Source organism: Microbacterium sp. 71-36 (genome assembly GCF_001898305.1).
Taxonomy (GTDB): domain Bacteria; phylum Actinomycetota; class Actinomycetes; order Actinomycetales; family Microbacteriaceae; genus Microbacterium.
Map to the genome: position 1 here is coordinate 83,704 of NZ_MKTP01000002.1, position 17,424 is coordinate 101,127.

A 17,424-nucleotide genomic window follows, 5' to 3' on the forward strand; every position below is an offset into this window, starting at 1 on the left:
CAGGGCGGCGCGGCGCGCCGACCGTGCTGCCTCCTATCCGGACTAGAGGAGATCTCTCGCCTCATCACCGTCGGTTCCGGAATTCCACCGGATCGGCCCCACCGCATGAAGCGGAGGGGTTCGCGGACTGTCACCGCCGGTTCGGATTCTCACCGACCCCGGAGCACGTTTTGCTTGGTCGAAGTCTAATCAACACCGCCGACACGGATTCATTCCCGCCGACTCGGGGCGAAACCGTGCTATTTGAGCAGACGCGAAAGCCGTCGGTCGGCGAGGATCTTGCCGCTCGTCTGGCAGGTGGGGCAGTACTCCAGGGAGTTGTCGGCGAAGAAGACGCTGCGCACTTCGTCTCCGCACACCGGGCATGCTTCGCCGCGGCGCCCGTGCACGCGCATGCCCCGCCGCTTGGCATCCTTCAGGTCGGCCGGAGGCTTGCCGCGCGCGGCATCGATCGCCTCGGTCAGAGTGGTGATCATCGCGGCGTACAGGGTGTCGACCTCGGCCTCCGTGAGGTTCGCCGCCAGAGCGTACGGCGACATCTTCGCCGCGTGGAGGATCTCGTCGGAGTACGCGTTGCCCACGCCGGCGATGACCGACTGGTCGCGGAGGACGCCCTTGATCTGGGTGCGACGCCCCGCCAGCAGAGCGGCGAACGCATCGCGGTCGAGGCCGGCGTCGAGGGGATCGGGGCCGAGCCGCGCGATGCCCGGCACGTCGGCGGGGGATCGGACGGCGTAGACGGCGAGCGACTTCTTCGTCCCCGCTTCGGTGAGGTCGAAGCCCGAGCCGTCGTCGAACCCCACCCGCAGCGCGATCGGCGTCTTCCCGGGCTTGATGATCGTGGAGGGGAGCACGTCGTACCAGCGCAGCCAGCCCGCCTTCGCGAGGTGGAACACGAGATGGATGCCACCGGTCGTGGCGACGTCGACGAACTTGCCGTGGCGCTCCACCCCTGTCGCCGCGGACCCGACGAGCGCGTCGATCGGCGGATCGTACGTCTTCAGGGCGCTGAAGGCGGTGACGGAGGCCTTCGTGAACGTCAGCCCCGTGACCCGCGCGCGCAAGAACTCCACGAGTCCTTGGACCTCGGGCATCTCGGGCATGCCGCCATCCTGGCATCCGCGTCCCACATCCGACAGGCCCTTGCCGCGCTCCCGCCACGCCCCACCGAGTGTCCAAGACACGCCGCATGCGATCGGGGCGCCGCGGCGTGTCTTGGACACTCGACCTCGCCGCCAGGGGGGCTACTCCAGGTCGAGAGGCCAGTCCTGCGGCGTGCGGTCGTCGCCGCGGAGCAGGCCGCCGATCCAGAGGTCGGCGCGGCCGAGGCTGTTGACATGCGCCTGCCGCAGCAGACCCTCGTACCGGAAGCCGAGGCGCCGCGCGATCCGGGCCGAGCCGAGGTTGCCGACCACGGCGCGCCACTCGATGCGTTCGACCGCGGGCCGGTCATCGGCGAAGGCCCAGTCGATCACCGCTGTCGCCGCTTCGACGGCGACGTTCTGACGCCGGGCGTCGCGGGCGATCCAGTACCCGATCTCGGGCGCTCCGGTCTCGAGCTTCGCCAGCCCGATCATGCCGATGAGGCGCTCACCGCGCCGGATCGCCCACGTCGGCTGCGTGCCGTCCGCCCACCACTCGGCGGTCAGGTCGACGAAACGCTCGGCGTCCTCGACGAGGTACGGCGACGGAACGGTGGTGTAGCGCTGCAGATCGGCATCCTGGCACGCCGCGTGGATCGCCGCGACGTCGGCCGTGATCGGGGCCGAGAGTTCCAGTCGTGGGGTCTGCAGGTGGTCGGGCTCCATCCGCCCACGCTACTGGCCGGCTCCCCGCGCGGTCTCAGCCGCGGCGCAGCAGGCCGATGCGATCGTAGACGTCGGCGAGGGTCTTCTCGGCGACGGATGCCGCCCGCTCCGCGTTCTGAGCGAGCACGCGGTCGAGTTCGGCGGGGTCGTCGAGCAGCTCGAGGGCACGCGCACGCACGGGCTCGAACTCCGCGACGACGACCTCGGCCAGACCCTTCTTGAAATCGCCGTACCCGCGGCCCGCGTACTCGTCCTCGATGGAGGCGATCTCCCGGCCGGTGAGGGCCGAGTAGATGACGAGCAGGTTCGAGACGCCGGGCTTCTCCTCGCGGTCGAAGCGGACCGCTCCCTCGGAGTCGGTGACCGCCCGCATGATCTTCTTCGCGCTCACCTTGGGGTCGTCCAGCATCCACAGCACGCCGGCATCGGACTCCGCCGACTTCGACATCTTCGACGTCGGGTTCTGCAGGTCGTAGATTCGCGCCGTCTCGCGCTGGATCATCGGCTTCGGCATCGCGAACGTCTCACCGAAGCGCTGGTTGAAACGCTCGGCGAGGTCGCGGGTCAGCTCGATGTGCTGCTTCTGGTCGTCGCCGACCGGCACGACATCGGTCTGGTAGAGCAGGATGTCGGCGGCCATCAGCACCGGGTACGTGAACAGGCCGACGTTGGTGGCATCCGTGCCGTACCGGGCCGACTTGTCCTTGAACTGGGTCATGCGCCCGGCCTCGCCGAAACCGGTGAGCGTCGACAGCACCCACTGCAGTTCCGCGTGCGCGGGCACGTGCGACTGCACGTACAGCGTCGACCGCGAGGGCTCGATGCCCGCCGCGATGTACTGCGCCGCCGTCCGGCGGGTCTTCTCACGACGCTCGGCCGGGTCGCCCGGCTGCGTCAGGGCGTGCAGGTCCACGACGGAGAAGAACGCGTCGTACTGGTCCTGCAGCTCGCGCCACTGCAGAAGCGCCCCGATGTAGTTGCCGATCTGAAGGCTGTCGGCGGAGGGCTGCATTCCGGAGTAGAGGCGCTGCTGAGTCACCGTACGATCCTAGGCCGCCAGGCCTCGGGACCGCGCCCGGCGACCGGAGCCGCTCAGAGCCCGAGCGTGTAGTCGACGATCACCGGGGCGTGGTCGCTCCAGCGGGTGTCGTACGAGGGCGCACGATCGACGCGGTAGTCGGTCACCCGCTCGGCGAGCGCCGGGGTCACCACGTGGTAGTCGATGCGCCAGCCCGAGTCGTTGTCGAACGCCTTGCCGCGCATCGACCACCACGTGTACGGGCCATCGACCTCGCCCGCGTGGCGTCGCCCCACGTCGATCCAGCCGAGGCCGGGGCCGGTCGAACCGTCGGCGCCTTCGACCGGTTCGCCGGCGGCGCCGAAGAAACGGTCGAAGTAGGCGCGCTCCCGCGGGAGGAAGCCGGCGTTCTTCCGGTTGCCCCTCCAGTTCTTGATGTCGAGCTCGCGGTGGCCGACGTTCAGGTCGCCCATCACGACGGCCAGCTCGGTCGAGGAGCCGAGTTCGGCGAGACGCCGCTCCATGGCATCCAGGAAGAGCCACTTGGCATCCTGCTTCGGAGTGTCGACCTCGCCACTGTGCACGTAGGCGCTGACGACCGTCACCGTTTCGCCGTCGATGTCGAAGTCGGTCTCGATCCACCTGCCCGCCGCGTCGAGCGGTTCGGGGCCGAGGTGCGTGCGCGTCTCTACCCCGGGGAACCGGCTGACGATCGCGACGCCGGCACGGCCCTTCTGCAGTGCCTCGTCGTTCACGATCTGCCAACCGGGGAGGGCGGCGGCGAGCTGCTCGGCGGTGGCCCGCACTTCTTGCAGCGCGAGGATGTCGGCGCCCGAGGCGTCGAGCCACTCGGTCATGCCGTTGCGGACGGCGGCGCGGATGCCATTGACGTTGACGGAGACGATGCGTACGGAACGAGCCACCCCTCGAGCGTAGCCGGGGCCTCCGACATCGACTCGTGGCCTCTGCCGACCCGGAGCGACGCCCCTAGTCGAGGGGCAGTATCGAGCGCCGTGGTGCGGGCAGCTCCGCCTCGAGCCGTTCGAGGTGCGCCCGTGCCCCGCGCAGACGGCGTCGCGCCAGCCAGCGCCGAGGCCAGCGCGCGAGAGCCGCGACCTCCTCCGCTTCCCGGACCGCGACCTGGGCCGCGATCACCAGGGCCGTCTGCTCCATCGCCCGGCGGTCCTCCGGCGAACGCAGCGGCACGTCGCGATCGCCGGCCGCGACCGCGATCCAGGCGGCGGCGACGAGGATGACGATCCCGACCAACCGGAACCAGAGGAGGAATCCGATGAGCACGGTGAACGTCGCCAGGAGCGGGTTCGACGGCGAATAGACGAAGAGGAAGCCGGCGGCGACCTGCAGGACCACCAGCCCCGCCGACCCCACGACCGCACCGGGCCAGATGCGGCGCCAGGGGAGTGCCGTGCCGGTGAGGAACCGGAAGAGCGACGCCAGGGCGACGGTGTTGACGCCGAAGGCGACCACGACCGACACCGCGCGTGCGCCCACGGTCCACCCGAGGGTGTCGCGAGTCCACCCGATCCACCCGAATACGAGGTCGACGGCGCCGGTCGTGATGGAGCCCAGGAGCGCGCCGAGCAGCAGCGAGAGGCCGAACAGCAGGGACGCGACGAAGTCGCGCGCCTTCAACAGGACGTAGTTGCGCAGGTCGAAGGGCAGCCCGAACGTGTCGCGCACGGCACGCCGGGTGAACGTCACGAAGCCGATCGCGGTCCAGACGACCACGACACCGGCCACACCTCCGGTGATGCCGAGGAGCTTGCCGCTCTCCTGAGCCACGGCCTCGACCTGCTCGGGCTTGACCAGTCCGGTGTCGCTGATGATCCCGGGGATGTAGCCGTTGATCAGCCGGATGAGTCCGTCGATCGCGGGCTTGCTCCCGCCCAGCCAGATCCCGACGCCCGCGAATGCCAGGTACAGCGCGGCGAACAACGTGAACAGGCCCTGGTAGCTCATCCCGGCGGCGAGCAGGAATCCGTTGTGCCGCAGGAAGTGTCGCCAGACCCGGATGGGGAACAGTTGCGCCAGCTGGGCCGCGCGCGCGATCGGCTCGTCCAGGCGGTCGCGCACCGCCGACTGCGCCGCCTCGAACCGGTCGCGCAGCGACGTCTCCTCGACCTCGGCGCCGGGCAGCGGTCGGGGGTCGTGGTGGCGGTCGGTCACCGTCCGAGCCTAATGAATGGATGCCGGACGGTCGGGCGCCGTGCGCGCGGCGGGGCTGTGTCTCCGCCGCCGCGGGCCCGGGCCGGAAACGTCGGCAGACGCCGAACGGCGGGGCGCCGAAGCGCACCCGCCGTTCGAGGAGTGAGGCTCAACGGCCGCGGAGGACCGCCTGCTTGACCTCGGCGATGGCCTTGGTGACCTCGATGCCGCGCGGGCACGCCTCGGTGCAGTTGAAGGTGGTGCGGCAGCGCCACACGCCCTCTTTGTCGTTGAGGATGTCCAGACGCACATCCGCCGCGTCATCGCGGGAGTCGAAGATGAAGCGGTGCGCGTTGACGATCGCGGCCGGACCGAAGTACTGGCCGTCGGTCCAGAACACGGGGCACGAGGACGTGCACGCGGCGCACAGGATGCACTTCGTGGTGTCGTCGAAGACCTCGCGGTCGACGATCGACTGGACGCGCTCCTTGCCGGGCTCCGGCTTGCTGTTCGCGATGAGGAAGGGCTGCACCTCGCGGTAGGAGGCGAAGAACGGCTCCATGTCGACGATGAGGTCCTTCTCCAGCGGCAGACCCTTGATCGCCTCGACGTAGATCGGCTGCGAGATGTCGAGGTCCTTGATCAGCGTCTTGCACGCCAGTCGGTTGCGGCCGTTGATGCGCATGGCATCCGATCCGCAGATGCCGTGCGCGCACGAGCGGCGGAACGACAGCGACCCGTCGGTCTCCCACTTGATCTTGTGGAGGGCGTCGAGCACGCGGTCGGTGGAGTAGAGCTCCACGTCGTAGTCGACCCAGCGCGGTTCGTCGTCGACCTCGGGGTCGAATCGACGGATGTTGAAGGTCACGAGGAACGACTGGATCCCCGTGTCCTCGGGGGTCTGCTCGACCTCGTCGGAGGTGTCGACGGTCTCGATGACGGTGGATGCCATCTCAGTACTTCCTCTCCAGGGGCGGGTAGCGCAGCTCGCCGGCGTCGTTCTTGGTGAACACCACGGGCTTCCAGCCGAGTTCGATGTGGTCGGCCGGGTGCGACGAGTGCGGGTCGCCGGTCAGATACGCCATGGTGTGCTGCATGTAGTTCTCGTCGTCACGCGTCGGGAAGTCGTCGCGCATGTGACCGCCACGGCTCTCCTCGCGGTTCTGCGCCGAGTACACGACGACCTCGGCGAGATCGAGGAGGAAGCCGAGCTCGACGGCCTCGAGCAGGTCGGTGTTGTACCGCTTGCCCTTGTCGTCGACGTGGACGTTCTTGTACCGCTCGCGCAGGTCGGCGATGATGTCGAGCACTTCGGCGAGGGAGTCGTGGGTGCGGAACACCTGGGCGCCCTTGTCCATCTCGTCCTGCAGCGTCTTGCGGAGGACCGCGATGCGCTCGGTGCCCGAGTTGGCCCGCAGGCCTTCGATCATCTCGCGGACCTCCTTGGCGGGGTCCTCGGGGAGGGGCACGAAGTCGGCCGTCCGGACGTACTCGACCGCGTTGCGGCCGGCGCGCTTGCCGAAGACGTTGATGTCGAGCAGAGAGTTGGTGCCGAGGCGGTTGGAGCCGTGCACCGAGACGCACGCGCATTCGCCGGCCGCGTAGAGACCGGGGACGACGGTGTCGTTGTCGGAGAGCACCTCGGCCTTGATGTTGGTCGGGATGCCGCCCATGGCGTAGTGCGCCGTCGGCATGACCGGGACGGGCTCGACGACCGGGTCGACGCCCAGGTACGTGCGCGCGAACTCGGTGATGTCCGGAAGCTTCGTCTCGAGGACCTCGGCACCCAGGTGCGTGCAGTCCAGGAGCACGTAGTCGCGGTGCGGCCCCGCGCCCCGACCCTCGGCGACCTCCTGCACCATGCAGCGCGCGACGATGTCACGCGGCGCGAGGTCCTTGATGGTCGGCGCGTAGCGTTCCATGAACCGCTCACCGCTGGCGTTGCGGAGGATCGCGCCCTCACCTCGCGCACCCTCGGTCAGCAGGATGCCGAGACCGGCGAGACCGGTCGGGTGGAACTGGAAGAACTCCATGTCCTCGAGCGGCAGGCCCTTACGCCACACGATGCCGACGCCGTCACCGGTGAGCGTGTGGGCGTTCGAGGTGGTCTTGAAGATCTTGCCGAAGCCGCCCGTGGCGAAGACGACGGCCTTCGACTGGAAGACGTGCAGATCACCGGTGGCGAGCTCGTACGCGACGACGCCGGCGACCTGGGTGTTCCCCGCGTCGTCCTTCACGGTCACGAGGTCGAGGACGTAGAACTCGTTGAAGAAGTTGATGCCGAGCTTCACGCAGTTCTGGAACAGCGTCTGCAGGATCATGTGACCGGTGCGGTCGGCCGCGTAGCAGGCGCGACGCACGGGGGTCTTGCCGTGGTCGGCCGTGTGTCCGCCGAAGCGGCGCTGGTCGATCTTGCCCTCGGGCGTGCGGTTGAACGGCAGACCCATGTTCTCGAGGTCGATGACGGCGTCGATCGCCTCCTTGGCGAGGATCTCCGCGGCATCCTGGTCGACGAGGTAGTCGCCGCCCTTGATGGTGTCGAAGGTGTGCCACTCCCACGAGTCCTCTTCGACGTTGGCGAGGGCCGCGGCCATCCCGCCCTGGGCCGCTCCGGTGTGGGAGCGCGTCGGGTACAGCTTGGAGATGACGGCGGTCTTGGCTCCGGGGCCGGCCTCGATGGCTGCGCGCATGCCGGCGCCGCCGGCGCCGACGATCACGATGTCGAACTGGTGGTAGTGCACGCCGTCCTTGACGATCGTGTCCGCGTTCTGAGTGCTCACGTGTGCAATGCCTCTGCTGTCTCAGTCGAAAAGGAGGATGCCGAGGCTCACGCCTGGCAGATCTCCCACAGGGAGCTGCTCTCGGTGACGCCGAGGCAGGGGTCGAAGGTGAAGACGACGAGCGTGCCGAGAAGGATCAGGAACGCGGCCGACAGCCCGATCGCCCAGACCAGGACGCGGCGGACGGAGGGGGTGGTGACGTAGTCGTTCACGATCGTGCGCATGCCGTTCGCCCCGTGGATGAGCGCCAGCCAGAGCATGAGGACGTCCCACCACTGCCAGAACGGCGAGGCGAGCTTCCCGGCGACGAACGCGAAGTCGATCTGGTGGATGCCCTCGCCCGTCATCAGGTTGACGAAGAGGTGGCCGAAGATGAGGACGACCAGCAGCACGCCGGAGGCGCGCATGTAGACCCATCCCCACTTCTCGAGGTTCGAGCCCTTCTTCCGCACGGCGGGCGTGCGGGGGGCGGGGATCGTGCTGGCTTCCTGGGCGACGGACATCAGTGGCTCCCCGTGACGGCGCTGAAGACGTTGATGAGGTGGCGCGGCGTGAAGCCGAGCATCGTGACGACCCAGAGGCCGAGGACACCCCACCACAGCTGACGCTGGTGGCGTGTCGCCCACGGCCAGAAGTCCACCGCGATGATGCGCAGACCGTTGAAGGCGTGGTAGGCGATGGCACCCACGAGGGCGACCTCGCCGAGACCCATGATCGGGTTCTTGTACGTGCCGATCACGGCGTCGTACGCCTCGGGGGACACCCGGATGAGGGCGGTGTCGAGGATGTGGACGAGCAGGAAGAAGAAGATCGCCACACCGGTGATGCGGTGCAGGACCCACGACCACATGCCCTCACGGCCGCGGTAGAGCGTTCCGCGCGGCCTCTTCGAGGTGGTCTCTTTCACCGACGGCGTGGCACGTGCTGGTGCTGACACGGTCGTCCTCCCTGATCGAACACGGTGTGGGGCCGGCACAGGCCCCGAGCGTCACACGGGCGCCACTGAATACTACGGCCGGGCTATGAAACGGAGGGATGAGGGTCGCCTAACACTCTCTCGATGTCGAGATAGTTTCGCGCGAATTTCCGTGCGGAGTTGTTTCCCCCGCGTGGGCGGAACCGGCGGGGCTCGCCGAGTAGGGTCGGTGCCATGGCCGAACCTGCTATCGACGACTTCTACGCCGTTATCCCCGCCGGTGGGATCGGCAGCCGCCTGTGGCCGCTCTCCCGTGCGGACGCACCCAAGTTCCTCCACGACCTCACCGGATCCGGCCAGACGCTCCTGCGCGACACCTGGGACCGTCTCGCCCCGCTGTCGGGCGACGACCGCATCGCGGTCGTGACGGGCCGTGCGCACCGCGCCGCGGTCGAGCGCGAGCTGCCCGGCGTGCCCGATCACAACGTGTTCCTCGAGTCCGAGCCGCGCGACTCCAGCGCCGCCATCGGCCTGGCGGCCGCGATCCTCGTCCGCCGCGAGCCCGACGTCATCATCGGCTCGTTCGCCGCCGACCACGTCATCCGCCAGACGCGGCAGTTCGACTTCGCCGTCCGTCAGGCGGTCGCCGTCGCCCGTGCGGGTTACATCTGCACGATCGGCATCCAGCCCAGCGAGCCCTCGGTCGGCTTCGGCTACATCAAGCAGGCGGACGAGCTCATCGTCGACGGCGCGCCCGAGGCCTATACGGTGGAGCGCTTCGTCGAGAAGCCCGACCTCGACACGGCCAAGGCGTACTTCGCGGATCGCGCCTACCTCTGGAATGCGGGCATGTTCATCACCCGCGCCGACGTCCTCCTCGCCGAACTGGCCGTCAACGAGCCCGAGCTGCACGCGGGTCTGATCGAGCTGGCCGAGGCCTGGGACGACCGCGACCTGCGCGGTCCCGCGGTCGACCGCATCTGGCCGGGTCTGAAGAAGATCGCGATCGACTACTCCGTCGCCGAGCCCGCGGCCGAGAAGGGGCGTCTCGCCGTGATCCCCGGTCACTTCGACTGGGACGACGTGGGCGACTTCGCGAGCCTGTCCAAGCTCAACTCCTCCGGGGGGCGCAACGAGCTGGCGATCCTCGGTGAGGACGCGCGCGTCCTCTCCGACGCTTCCAGCGGCATCGTCGTCTCGCAGACCAAGCGCGTCATCAGCCTCATCGGTGTCCGGGACATCGTCGTCGTCGACACCCCCGACGCGCTCCTGGTCACCACCAGCGAGAACGCCCAGCGCGTCAAGGGCGTGGTGGACGCGCTCAAGCTCACGGGCCGCGGCGACGTCCTCTGACACCGGATGCCGCTGCCGGCGGCATCCGGTCCCGTCGGGGTCGCGGCTGTGTGGCGCGCGCATCACGCGAGATTGCGTCTTTGTAACCATTGCCGCGCGCGGCCCGTCCGGGCGCGCAAGCGATTCGTCACAGTGGGTAACGTGACTCCATCGTCCCCCGAACCCGTTGGGGGCCCCCGTCTTGGAGGACCATTCGTGAAGACCACGAAGAAGGCCGTCGTCAGCGGCCTCGCGATGATCGGCGCGGCCGTGCTGCTCGCCGGCTGCGGTGCCGCGCCCGAGAGCACCGGCTCGTCGGCCGCTGCCGGTGCCAGCGACTACCTGCCCTGCATGGTGTCGGACTCGGGTGGGTTCGACGACAAGTCGTTCAACCAGCTCGGCAAGGAGGGCCTCGACGCCGCGGCCCAGGAGCTCGGCTCGAAGAAGCCGATCGAGGTCCAGTCGCAGGCCGAGACCGACTTCGCCTCCAACCTCTCCAGCCTCGTCGACCAGGGATGCAACACGATCATCACGGTCGGCTTCCTCCTGGCGCCCGCCGCGCTCGAGTCGGCGACGGCCAACCCCGATCTGCAGTACGTCTCGATCGACGACACCGTCGACCAGAACTTCGACGGCACGACGGACGCTCCGAACATCAAGCCGATCATCTTCGACACCGCGCAGGCCGCGTACCTGGCGGGCTACCTCGCCGCGGGTGTCTCCAAGACCGGCGTCGTGGGCACCTTCGGTGGCATGAACATCCCGACCGTCACGATCTTCATGGACGGCTTCGCCCAGGGCGTCGAGAAGTACAACGCCGACAACGGCACCTCCGTGCGCGTCGTCGGCTGGGACCGCACCGCCAAGGACGGTTCCTTCACCGGTGGCTTCGAGGCCAACGACACCGCGCGTCAGACCGCGCAGGCGATCATCGACCAGAACGTCGACGTGCTGCTGCCCGTCGGTGGCCCGATCTACCAGTCGGCCGCCGTCGCGATCCAGGACTCCGGCCGTGAGATCGCCATGGTCGGCGTCGACGCCGACGTGTTCCAGACCGACCCCTCGGTCGGCAGCCTGCTGCTGACGTCGATCCTCAAGGGCATCGACGTGGGTACGAAGGACGCCATCGTCGCCGCGGGCAAGGGCGAGTTCGACACCAAGCCGTTCGTCGGCACCCTCGAGAACGAGGGCGTCGGAATCGCTCCCTACCACGACTGGTCCGACCGCGTCCCCGCCGACCTGACCAGCAAGGTCGACGCCCTCAAGGCCGACATCGTCTCGGGCAAGATCAAGGTCGAGTCCTACCTGGCCGGCTGAGAGATCCACTCTCCTGGGGGAGGTCGGCTCCGTGCCGGCCTCCCCTCCCTTATGGGAGCCGCGGCCCCGGCTGCGGCGATCGGAACCGATCCGCTCACGAGGCGGATCCTCCCCGTCGCACCCCGCGTGCGGCGCCACAGAACTTAGGATCGGGAACATGAAGCTCGAACTCCGCGGGATCACGAAAACCTTCGGATCCCTGGTGGCGAACGATCACATCGACCTCACCGTCGAGGCCGGAGAGATCCACTGCCTGCTCGGCGAGAACGGTGCCGGCAAGTCCACCCTGATGAACGTCCTCTACGGCCTCTACCAGGCCGACGGGGGAGAGATCCTGCTGGACGACGCCGTCCAGCACTTCGCCGGACCCGGCGACGCGATGCGCGCGGGCATCGGCATGGTGCACCAGCACTTCATGCTCATCCCGGTCTTCACCGTCGCCGAGAACGTCATGCTGGGCCACGAGCCCACGAAGTTCGGCGGGCGGCTCGACCTCGCCTCGGCCCGCGCGAAGGTCAAGGAGATCTCCGACCGCTTCGGCTTCGACGTCGACCCCGACGCGCTCGTCGACGATCTGCCCGTGGGGGTCCAGCAGCGCGTCGAGATCATCAAGGCCCTCTCCCGGGATGCCAAGGTGCTCGTGTTCGACGAGCCCACCGCCGTCCTGACACCGCAGGAGACCGACGAGCTGATGGCGATCATGCGTCAGCTGAAGTCGTCGGGCACCTCGATCGTCTTCATCACCCACAAACTGCGTGAGGTCCGCGAGGTCGCGGATCGCATCACGGTGATCCGCCTCGGCAAGGTGGTGGGAGAAGCCGACCCGCAGGCTTCCAACGCCGAACTCGCCTCGCTCATGGTGGGCCGCGCGGTCGAGCTGACCGTGCACAAGGAGGCCCCGACGCTGGGCGACGTGGGTCTCTCCGTCTCCCGCCTGACGGTGGTCGATCCGATCGGGCAGCTGGTCGTCAACGACGTCAGCTTCGACGTGCGCCGCGGGGAGGTCCTCGCGATCGCGGGTGTGCAGGGCAACGGCCAGACCGAGCTCACCGAGGCGTTGCTCGGACTTCAGGAGCGCGTCGAGGGATCCATCGTGCTCGACGGCACCGAGATCAACGGCCACAGCGTGCGAGCGGTCCTCGAGGCGGGCGTCGGCTTCGTGCCGGAGGACCGCAAGGAGGACGGGCTGGTGGGGGAGTTCTCCATCGCCGAGAACCTCATGCTCGACCGCGCGGACGGCGCTCCGTTCGTCAAGGGCGGTGCGCTCCAGCTCTCGACCCTCGCCGATTTCGCGCGGGAGAAGGTGAGCGAGTTCGACGTTCGGACCCCGTCGATCGAGACGCCGGTCGGACGCCTCTCCGGCGGCAACCAGCAGAAGGTCGTCCTCGCACGCGAGCTGAGCCGCGACCTGCGTCTGTTCGTGGCCGCCCAGCCCACCCGTGGCGTGGACGTCGGCTCGATCGAGTTCATCCACAAGCGGGTCATCGAGACCCGCGACGCCGGTGTGCCCGTGATCGTCGTGTCCACCGAGCTCGACGAGGTCACCGCCCTCGCCGACCGCATCATGGTCATGTACCGGGGCCGCGTCGTCGGCATCGTCCCGGGAGACACCTCGCGCGACGTGCTCGGCCTGATGATGGCCGGCGAAGCGCCCCAGAACGAAGGAGTCGCCGCGTGAGCGATTCGCACAGCCCGCACGACCCGACGGCGGCGCGCGCCGATCGCGCCGCGGAGATCGCCGCGGCGACCGACACCGACGTCGCCCTCGAGGGAACCGTCGCCGTCGACACGGCCGCGGGGGCCCGCGTGGTGACGCCTCCGCCCGCGCCCGAAGAGAGCCGCTGGAGCCGCGCCCTGCGCGAGATCGCGACGGGCAACGCCATCATCTCGGTGCTCGCCGTCATCCTGGCGCTGCTCGTGGGCGCCGTCATGATCGCGGCCACCGACGAGAACGTCCAGGCGACGTCGGCCTACTTCTTCGCGCGGCCGGGCGACACGCTCGCCGCCATCTGGCAGTCGGTGTCGGGGGCGTACGCCTCCTTCTTCCAGGGCGCGATCTACAACTTCCGGCGTCCGGAGTTCGCCACGGGGATCAAGCCGCTCACGGAGACGCTGACGTTCGCGACGCCGCTGATCGCGGCGGGCCTGGGTGTCGCCCTCGCGTTCCGCGTCGGCATGTTCAACATCGGTGGTCGTGGCCAGATGCTCGTCGCCGCGGCGGCGGCCGGCTGGGTCGCCTTCTCGTTCGACCTGCCGTGGGGCGTCCACATGGTCATCGCCCTGGTCGCCGGTGTCGCCGCCGGTGCGATCTGGGCCGGCATCGCGGGAGTCCTCAAGGCCCGCACCGGCGCGCACGAGGTGATCGTGACGATCATGCTCAACTACGTGGCGTACTACCTCGTGTACTACATGCTCCGTACGCCCGGCCTGCTCCAGGCGCCCGGTTCGAGCAACCCGACGACCCCGCCGATGAAGGACACCGCGGTCTTCCCGGACCTGTTCGGCTCGGGCTACAACCTGCACTTCGGGTTCATCCTGTCGCTCCTCGCGGTGGTGCTGGTGTGGTGGATCCTCGAGCGCTCGTCGCTGGGTTTCCGGTTCCGCGCCGTCGGCCTGAACCCGAACGCCGCGCGCGTCGCCGGCATCAACGTCAAGTCGATGTACATCTACTCGATGCTCATCTCCGGGGCGCTCATCGGCCTCGCCGGCGTCGACCAGGTCCTCGGTACGGTGACGACCGGGTTCTCCAGCGGTATCGACGCGGGCATCGGGTTCGACGCGATCACGGTGGCGCTGCTCGGCCGCTCCACTCCCGTGGGAGTGCTCGTGGCCGGCATCCTGTTCGGCGCTTTCAAGGCCGGCGGATTCGCCATGCAGGCCGCCAACGGCGTGCCGATCGACATCGTCCTGGTCGTGCAGTCGCTCATCGTCCTGTTCATCGCGGCACCCCCTCTGGTGCGCGCGATCTTCCGTCTGCCGGCCCCCGGGGCGCGTCAGCCCCAGGCCCGCGCCGCCAAGAAGAAGGAGGCGGCCCGGTGAGCACCACCGCCGCACATTCCGAGACCGCTCCCGCGGCCGACGCGCTCGACAAGGCCGTCGTCGTCAGCTGGAAAGCGCCGATCGTCTACGGCGTCATCACGGTGCTGGCCGCCGTGCTGTTCATCGTCGCGCGGCAGGACGGCGACGCCGTCTTCCGCATCTCCAGCCCGGGCGAGTTCATCCAGCTCCCCGAGCTGGTGCTCGGCGGGGTCGTCACGGGGGCCGTGTGCACCGTCCTCCTCGCGCTGGTCACCGTCGCGAGCGTCCTCATCGTGCGCGCGCACCGTCGCCCGCCGATCTGGCTGGCCGTGATCTTCGCCGTGGTGTTCATGGTCGGATTCCTCACGTGGGCCGCCGCGGGCGCGACGACCGCGGTCATCCCGCTGACGGGACTTCTCGCCGGTGGACTGAGCCTGTCGGTGCCCCTCATCTTCGGTGCCATGGCGGGCGTCCTCAGCGAGCGCGTCGGCGTGGTCAACATCGCCATCGAGGGCCAGCTCCTGGCCGGTGCATTCACCTCCGCGGTGGTGGCGACCGTGACCGGCAATCCCTTCGTCGGTCTGCTCGCCGCCGCGGTGGCCGGCGTCCTGGTGTCGTTCATCCTGGCCGCCTTCGCGATCAAGTACTTCGTCGACCAGGTCATCGTCGGCGTCGTGCTGAACGTCCTGGTGGTGGGGCTGACGAGCTTCCTGTTCTCGCAGCTGCTGTCGCCGCACGCCGACACGCTGAACTCGCCGCCCCGCTTCCCGCGCCTGCCCATCCCGGTGCTCGCGGACATCCCGATCATCGGCCCGATGCTGTTCAACCAGACGATCATCGTCTACCTGATGTACGTCACGGTGGCCGCCGTCTACGTCGGCCTCTTCCACACCCGCTGGGGCCTGCGTCTGCGCGCCGTGGGCGAGCACCCGCAGGCGGCCGACACCGTGGGCATCAACATCGCCCGCACCCGGTTCTGGAACGTCTCGTTGGGCGGTGCGATCGCGGGTCTCGGTGGAGCCTTCTTCACGCTGGGTTCGGTCGGCGCCTTCAACAAGGAGATGACGGCCGGTGCCGGGTACATCGCCCTCGCCGCGGTCATCTTCGGCCAGTGGGACCCGATTCGCGCCACCCTCGCGGCGCTGTTGTTCGGCTTCGCCTCGAACCTGCAGAACACCCTCGGCGTGATCGGATCGCCCGTGCCCAGCGAGTTCATGCTCATGCTGCCGTACGTCGTGACGATCTTCGCCGTCGCCGGTCTCGTCGGGAAGGTCCGCGGTCCCGCGGCCGCCGGCAAACCGTACGTCAAGGGCTGACCCGGCCCGCTTCCCCCTTCACGAGAGGACCCTCTGCTCCACGATGACCGACATCGACTGGGACGAACTCCGTTCCGCCGCCACCGAGGCCATGCACCGCGCCTACGCCCCCTACTCCCGTTTCAAGGTGGGCGCCGCGGCGCTCGTCGCCGACGGGCGGATCGTCGCGGGGTGCAACGTCGAGAACGCCTCGTACGGTGTGACGCTGTGCGCCGAATGCGGGCTCGTGTCCGAGCTCCACATGAGCGGCGGTGGTCAGCTCGTGGCCTTCGTGTGCGTCGACGGTGAGGGCCGCACCCTCATGCCCTGCGGACGGTGCCGTCAGCTCCTCTTCGAGCACGCGATCCCGGGCATGCTGCTCGAGACGGTCAGCGGCATCCGTACCATCGACGAGGTCCTGCCGGACGCCTTCGGTCCGCGCGACCTCGAGGAGGCGGCCCGGTGAGCGCCGAGCAGTACGACGCGGTCGACATCATCCGCGCGCAGCGCGACGGCCGACCCATCTCCGAGGGGGAGATCCGCTGGCTGGTCGACGCCTACACGCGCGGCTACGTGATGGACGCGCAGATGTCGGCCTTCACGATGGCGGTCCTCCTCAACGGCCTCGGCCGGGACCAGATCCGGGTGCTGACGGATGCCATGATCGCTTCGGGCGAGCGCATGGACTTCTCGTCGCTGGGCAAGCCCACGGTCGACAAGCACTCCACCGGCGGCGTCGGGGACAAGATCACGCTGCCGCTCGCGCCGCTCGTCGCCGCGTTCGGCGTCGCGGTCCCGCAGCTCTCCGGCCGCGGACTCGGCCACACCGGAGGCACCCTCGACAAGCTCGAGTCGATCCCCGGCTGGCGCGCGGCGCTCTCCAACGACGAGATCCTCGCGCAGCTCGCCGACGTCGGTGCCGTGATCTGCGCCGCCGGCACGGGCCTCGCTCCCGCCGACAAGAAGCTCTACGCGTTGCGCGACGTCACGGGCACGGTCGAAGCGATCCCGCTGATCGCCTCGAGCATCATGTCGAAGAAGATCGCGGAGGGCACCGACTCGCTCGTGCTCGACGTGAAGTTCGGGTCGGGCGCCTTCATGCAGGACATCGACCGGGCCCGCGAACTCGCGGAGACGATGGTCGCGCTGGGGACCGACTCGGGCGTCAACACGACGGCGCTGTTGACCGACATGAACATCCCGCTCGGCCGCGCCATCGGCAACGCCAACGAGGTGCGCGAGTCCGTCGAGGTCCTCGCGGGCGGCGGTCCTGCCGACGTGGTGGAGCTCACCGTCGCGCTCGCCCGCGAGATGCTGACGCTGGCGGGTCAGCCCGACGCCGACGTCGAGGCGGCTCTCGCCGACGGCCGGGCGATGGACGTGTGGAAGCGCATGATCCGCGCCCAGGACGGCGACCCGGATGCCGCGCTCCCGACCCCGCGCGAAACGCACACGGTCGTGGCCGACCGCGCCGGCGTGGTGACCCGCGTCGAGGCGCTGCCCTTCGGCATTGGTGCGTGGCGCCTGGGCGCCGGTCGTGCCCGCGCCGAGGACGCCGTGGTGCACGCCGCCGGCATCGACCTCCACGTGACGGTGGGCGACCGGGTCGCGGCCGGTCAGCCGCTGTTCACCCTCTCGGCCGATGATGAGACGCGATTCGACCGCGCTCTCGCCGCCGTCGAAGGCGCGTGGGAGATCGGCGACACCGCTCCGGCGCGCACCCCGCTCGTGCGCGAGCGCATCACCGCGTGATGGCATCCGACCCGAGGAGCAC

Annotated in this window: 16 protein-coding genes; 7 read left to right on the forward strand and 9 right to left on the reverse strand. The window is 69.1% G+C overall.

The window, feature by feature from the left end:
- Positions 1-239 precede the first annotated feature (239 nt).
- The 9 genes from BGO45_RS09035 to sdhC all read right to left on the reverse strand — a co-directional run bounded on the left by BGO45_RS09035 (position 240) and on the right by sdhC (position 8,709).
- Positions 240-1,103 (reverse strand): DNA-formamidopyrimidine glycosylase family protein, encoded by an 864-nt coding sequence (locus tag BGO45_RS09035; protein ID WP_292693127.1) that lies wholly within the window; start codon positions 1,101-1,103, stop codon positions 240-242.
- Positions 1,104-1,244: 141 nt separating this feature from the next.
- Entirely contained in the window at positions 1,245-1,808 is a 564-nt protein-coding gene (locus BGO45_RS09040; RefSeq protein WP_292693130.1) for a GNAT family N-acetyltransferase, read from the reverse strand.
- 34 nt (positions 1,809-1,842) lie between these two features.
- Entirely contained in the window at positions 1,843-2,847 is a 1,005-nt protein-coding gene (gene trpS / locus BGO45_RS09045; RefSeq protein ID WP_292693133.1) for a tryptophan--tRNA ligase, read from the reverse strand.
- Positions 2,848-2,900: 53 nt separating this feature from the next.
- Positions 2,901-3,749 (reverse strand): exodeoxyribonuclease III, encoded by an 849-nt coding sequence (locus BGO45_RS09050; RefSeq protein ID WP_292693136.1) that lies wholly within the window; start codon positions 3,747-3,749, stop codon positions 2,901-2,903.
- 64 nt (positions 3,750-3,813) lie between these two features.
- A complete protein-coding gene (locus BGO45_RS09055; protein WP_292693138.1) occupies positions 3,814-5,013 on the reverse strand; it encodes a YihY/virulence factor BrkB family protein in 1,200 nt (399 codons plus the stop codon).
- A gap of 148 nt (positions 5,014-5,161) precedes the next feature.
- Complete coding sequence (locus BGO45_RS09060) at positions 5,162-5,944, reverse strand: succinate dehydrogenase iron-sulfur subunit (RefSeq protein ID WP_292693141.1); 783 nt, start codon at positions 5,942-5,944, stop codon at positions 5,162-5,164.
- Position 5,945: 1 nt separating this feature from the next.
- Complete coding sequence (gene sdhA, locus BGO45_RS09065) at positions 5,946-7,772, reverse strand: succinate dehydrogenase flavoprotein subunit (protein ID WP_292693143.1); 1,827 nt, start codon at positions 7,770-7,772, stop codon at positions 5,946-5,948.
- 47 nt (positions 7,773-7,819) lie between these two features.
- Positions 7,820-8,275 (reverse strand): succinate dehydrogenase hydrophobic membrane anchor subunit, encoded by a 456-nt coding sequence (locus BGO45_RS09070; protein ID WP_076491074.1) that lies wholly within the window; start codon positions 8,273-8,275, stop codon positions 7,820-7,822.
- Positions 8,275-8,709, reverse strand: coding sequence for a succinate dehydrogenase, cytochrome b556 subunit (sdhC, locus tag BGO45_RS09075; protein ID WP_076491073.1), 435 nt, complete (start codon positions 8,707-8,709; stop codon positions 8,275-8,277). The genes BGO45_RS09070 and sdhC overlap by 1 nt, the downstream gene beginning before the upstream one ends.
- 213 nt (positions 8,710-8,922) lie before the next feature.
- Between sdhC and BGO45_RS09080 the strand changes: the two genes are divergently transcribed.
- The 7 genes from BGO45_RS09080 to BGO45_RS09110 all read left to right on the forward strand — a co-directional run bounded on the left by BGO45_RS09080 (position 8,923) and on the right by BGO45_RS09110 (position 17,402).
- Positions 8,923-10,041, forward strand: coding sequence for a mannose-1-phosphate guanylyltransferase (locus BGO45_RS09080; protein ID WP_292693147.1), 1,119 nt, complete (start codon positions 8,923-8,925; stop codon positions 10,039-10,041).
- 195 nt (positions 10,042-10,236) lie between these two features.
- Positions 10,237-11,337 (forward strand): BMP family ABC transporter substrate-binding protein, encoded by a 1,101-nt coding sequence (locus BGO45_RS09085; protein WP_254845523.1) that lies wholly within the window; start codon positions 10,237-10,239, stop codon positions 11,335-11,337.
- A gap of 157 nt (positions 11,338-11,494) precedes the next feature.
- Positions 11,495-13,015 carry an ABC transporter ATP-binding protein gene (locus BGO45_RS09090; protein ID WP_292693154.1) on the forward strand — a complete coding sequence of 507 codons (1,521 nt, stop codon included), beginning with the start codon at positions 11,495-11,497 and terminating at the stop codon, positions 13,013-13,015.
- Positions 13,016-13,143: 128 nt separating this feature from the next.
- The gene (locus BGO45_RS09095; protein WP_292693721.1) at positions 13,144-14,376 is read left to right on the forward strand and encodes an ABC transporter permease; all 1,233 of its coding nucleotides are present in this window, start codon (positions 13,144-13,146) and stop codon (positions 14,374-14,376) included.
- Positions 14,373-15,671: an ABC transporter permease gene (locus BGO45_RS09100; protein ID WP_076491070.1), complete on the forward strand. Its 1,299-nt coding sequence runs from the start codon at positions 14,373-14,375 to the stop codon at positions 15,669-15,671. The genes BGO45_RS09095 and BGO45_RS09100 overlap by 4 nt, the downstream gene beginning before the upstream one ends.
- Before the next feature lie 43 nt (positions 15,672-15,714).
- Positions 15,715-16,116, forward strand: a complete 402-nt coding sequence (locus BGO45_RS09105) for a cytidine deaminase (RefSeq protein WP_022878797.1) — start codon at positions 15,715-15,717, stop codon at positions 16,114-16,116.
- Positions 16,113-17,402 (forward strand): thymidine phosphorylase, encoded by a 1,290-nt coding sequence (locus tag BGO45_RS09110; RefSeq protein ID WP_292693157.1) that lies wholly within the window; start codon positions 16,113-16,115, stop codon positions 17,400-17,402. The genes BGO45_RS09105 and BGO45_RS09110 overlap by 4 nt, the downstream gene beginning before the upstream one ends.
- Positions 17,403-17,424 lie beyond the last annotated feature (22 nt).

Coding starts and splice junctions, on each gene's coding strand:
- BGO45_RS09080 (WP_292693147.1), top strand. CDS start 8,923: ATGGCCGAACCTGCTATCGACGACTTCTACGCCGTTATCCCCGCCGGT.
- BGO45_RS09090 (WP_292693154.1), top strand. CDS start 11,495: ATGAAGCTCGAACTCCGCGGGATCACGAAAACCTTCGGATCCCTGGTG.
- BGO45_RS09070 (WP_076491074.1), bottom strand. CDS start 8,275: ATGTCCGTCGCCCAGGAAGCCAGCACGATCCCCGCCCCCCGCACGCCC.
- BGO45_RS09035 (WP_292693127.1), bottom strand. CDS start 1,103: ATGCCCGAGATGCCCGAGGTCCAAGGACTCGTGGAGTTCTTGCGCGCG.
- BGO45_RS09040 (WP_292693130.1), bottom strand. CDS start 1,808: ATGGAGCCCGACCACCTGCAGACCCCACGACTGGAACTCTCGGCCCCG.
- BGO45_RS09060 (WP_292693141.1), bottom strand. CDS start 5,944: ATGGCATCCACCGTCATCGAGACCGTCGACACCTCCGACGAGGTCGAG.
- BGO45_RS09105 (WP_022878797.1), top strand. CDS start 15,715: ATGACCGACATCGACTGGGACGAACTCCGTTCCGCCGCCACCGAGGCC.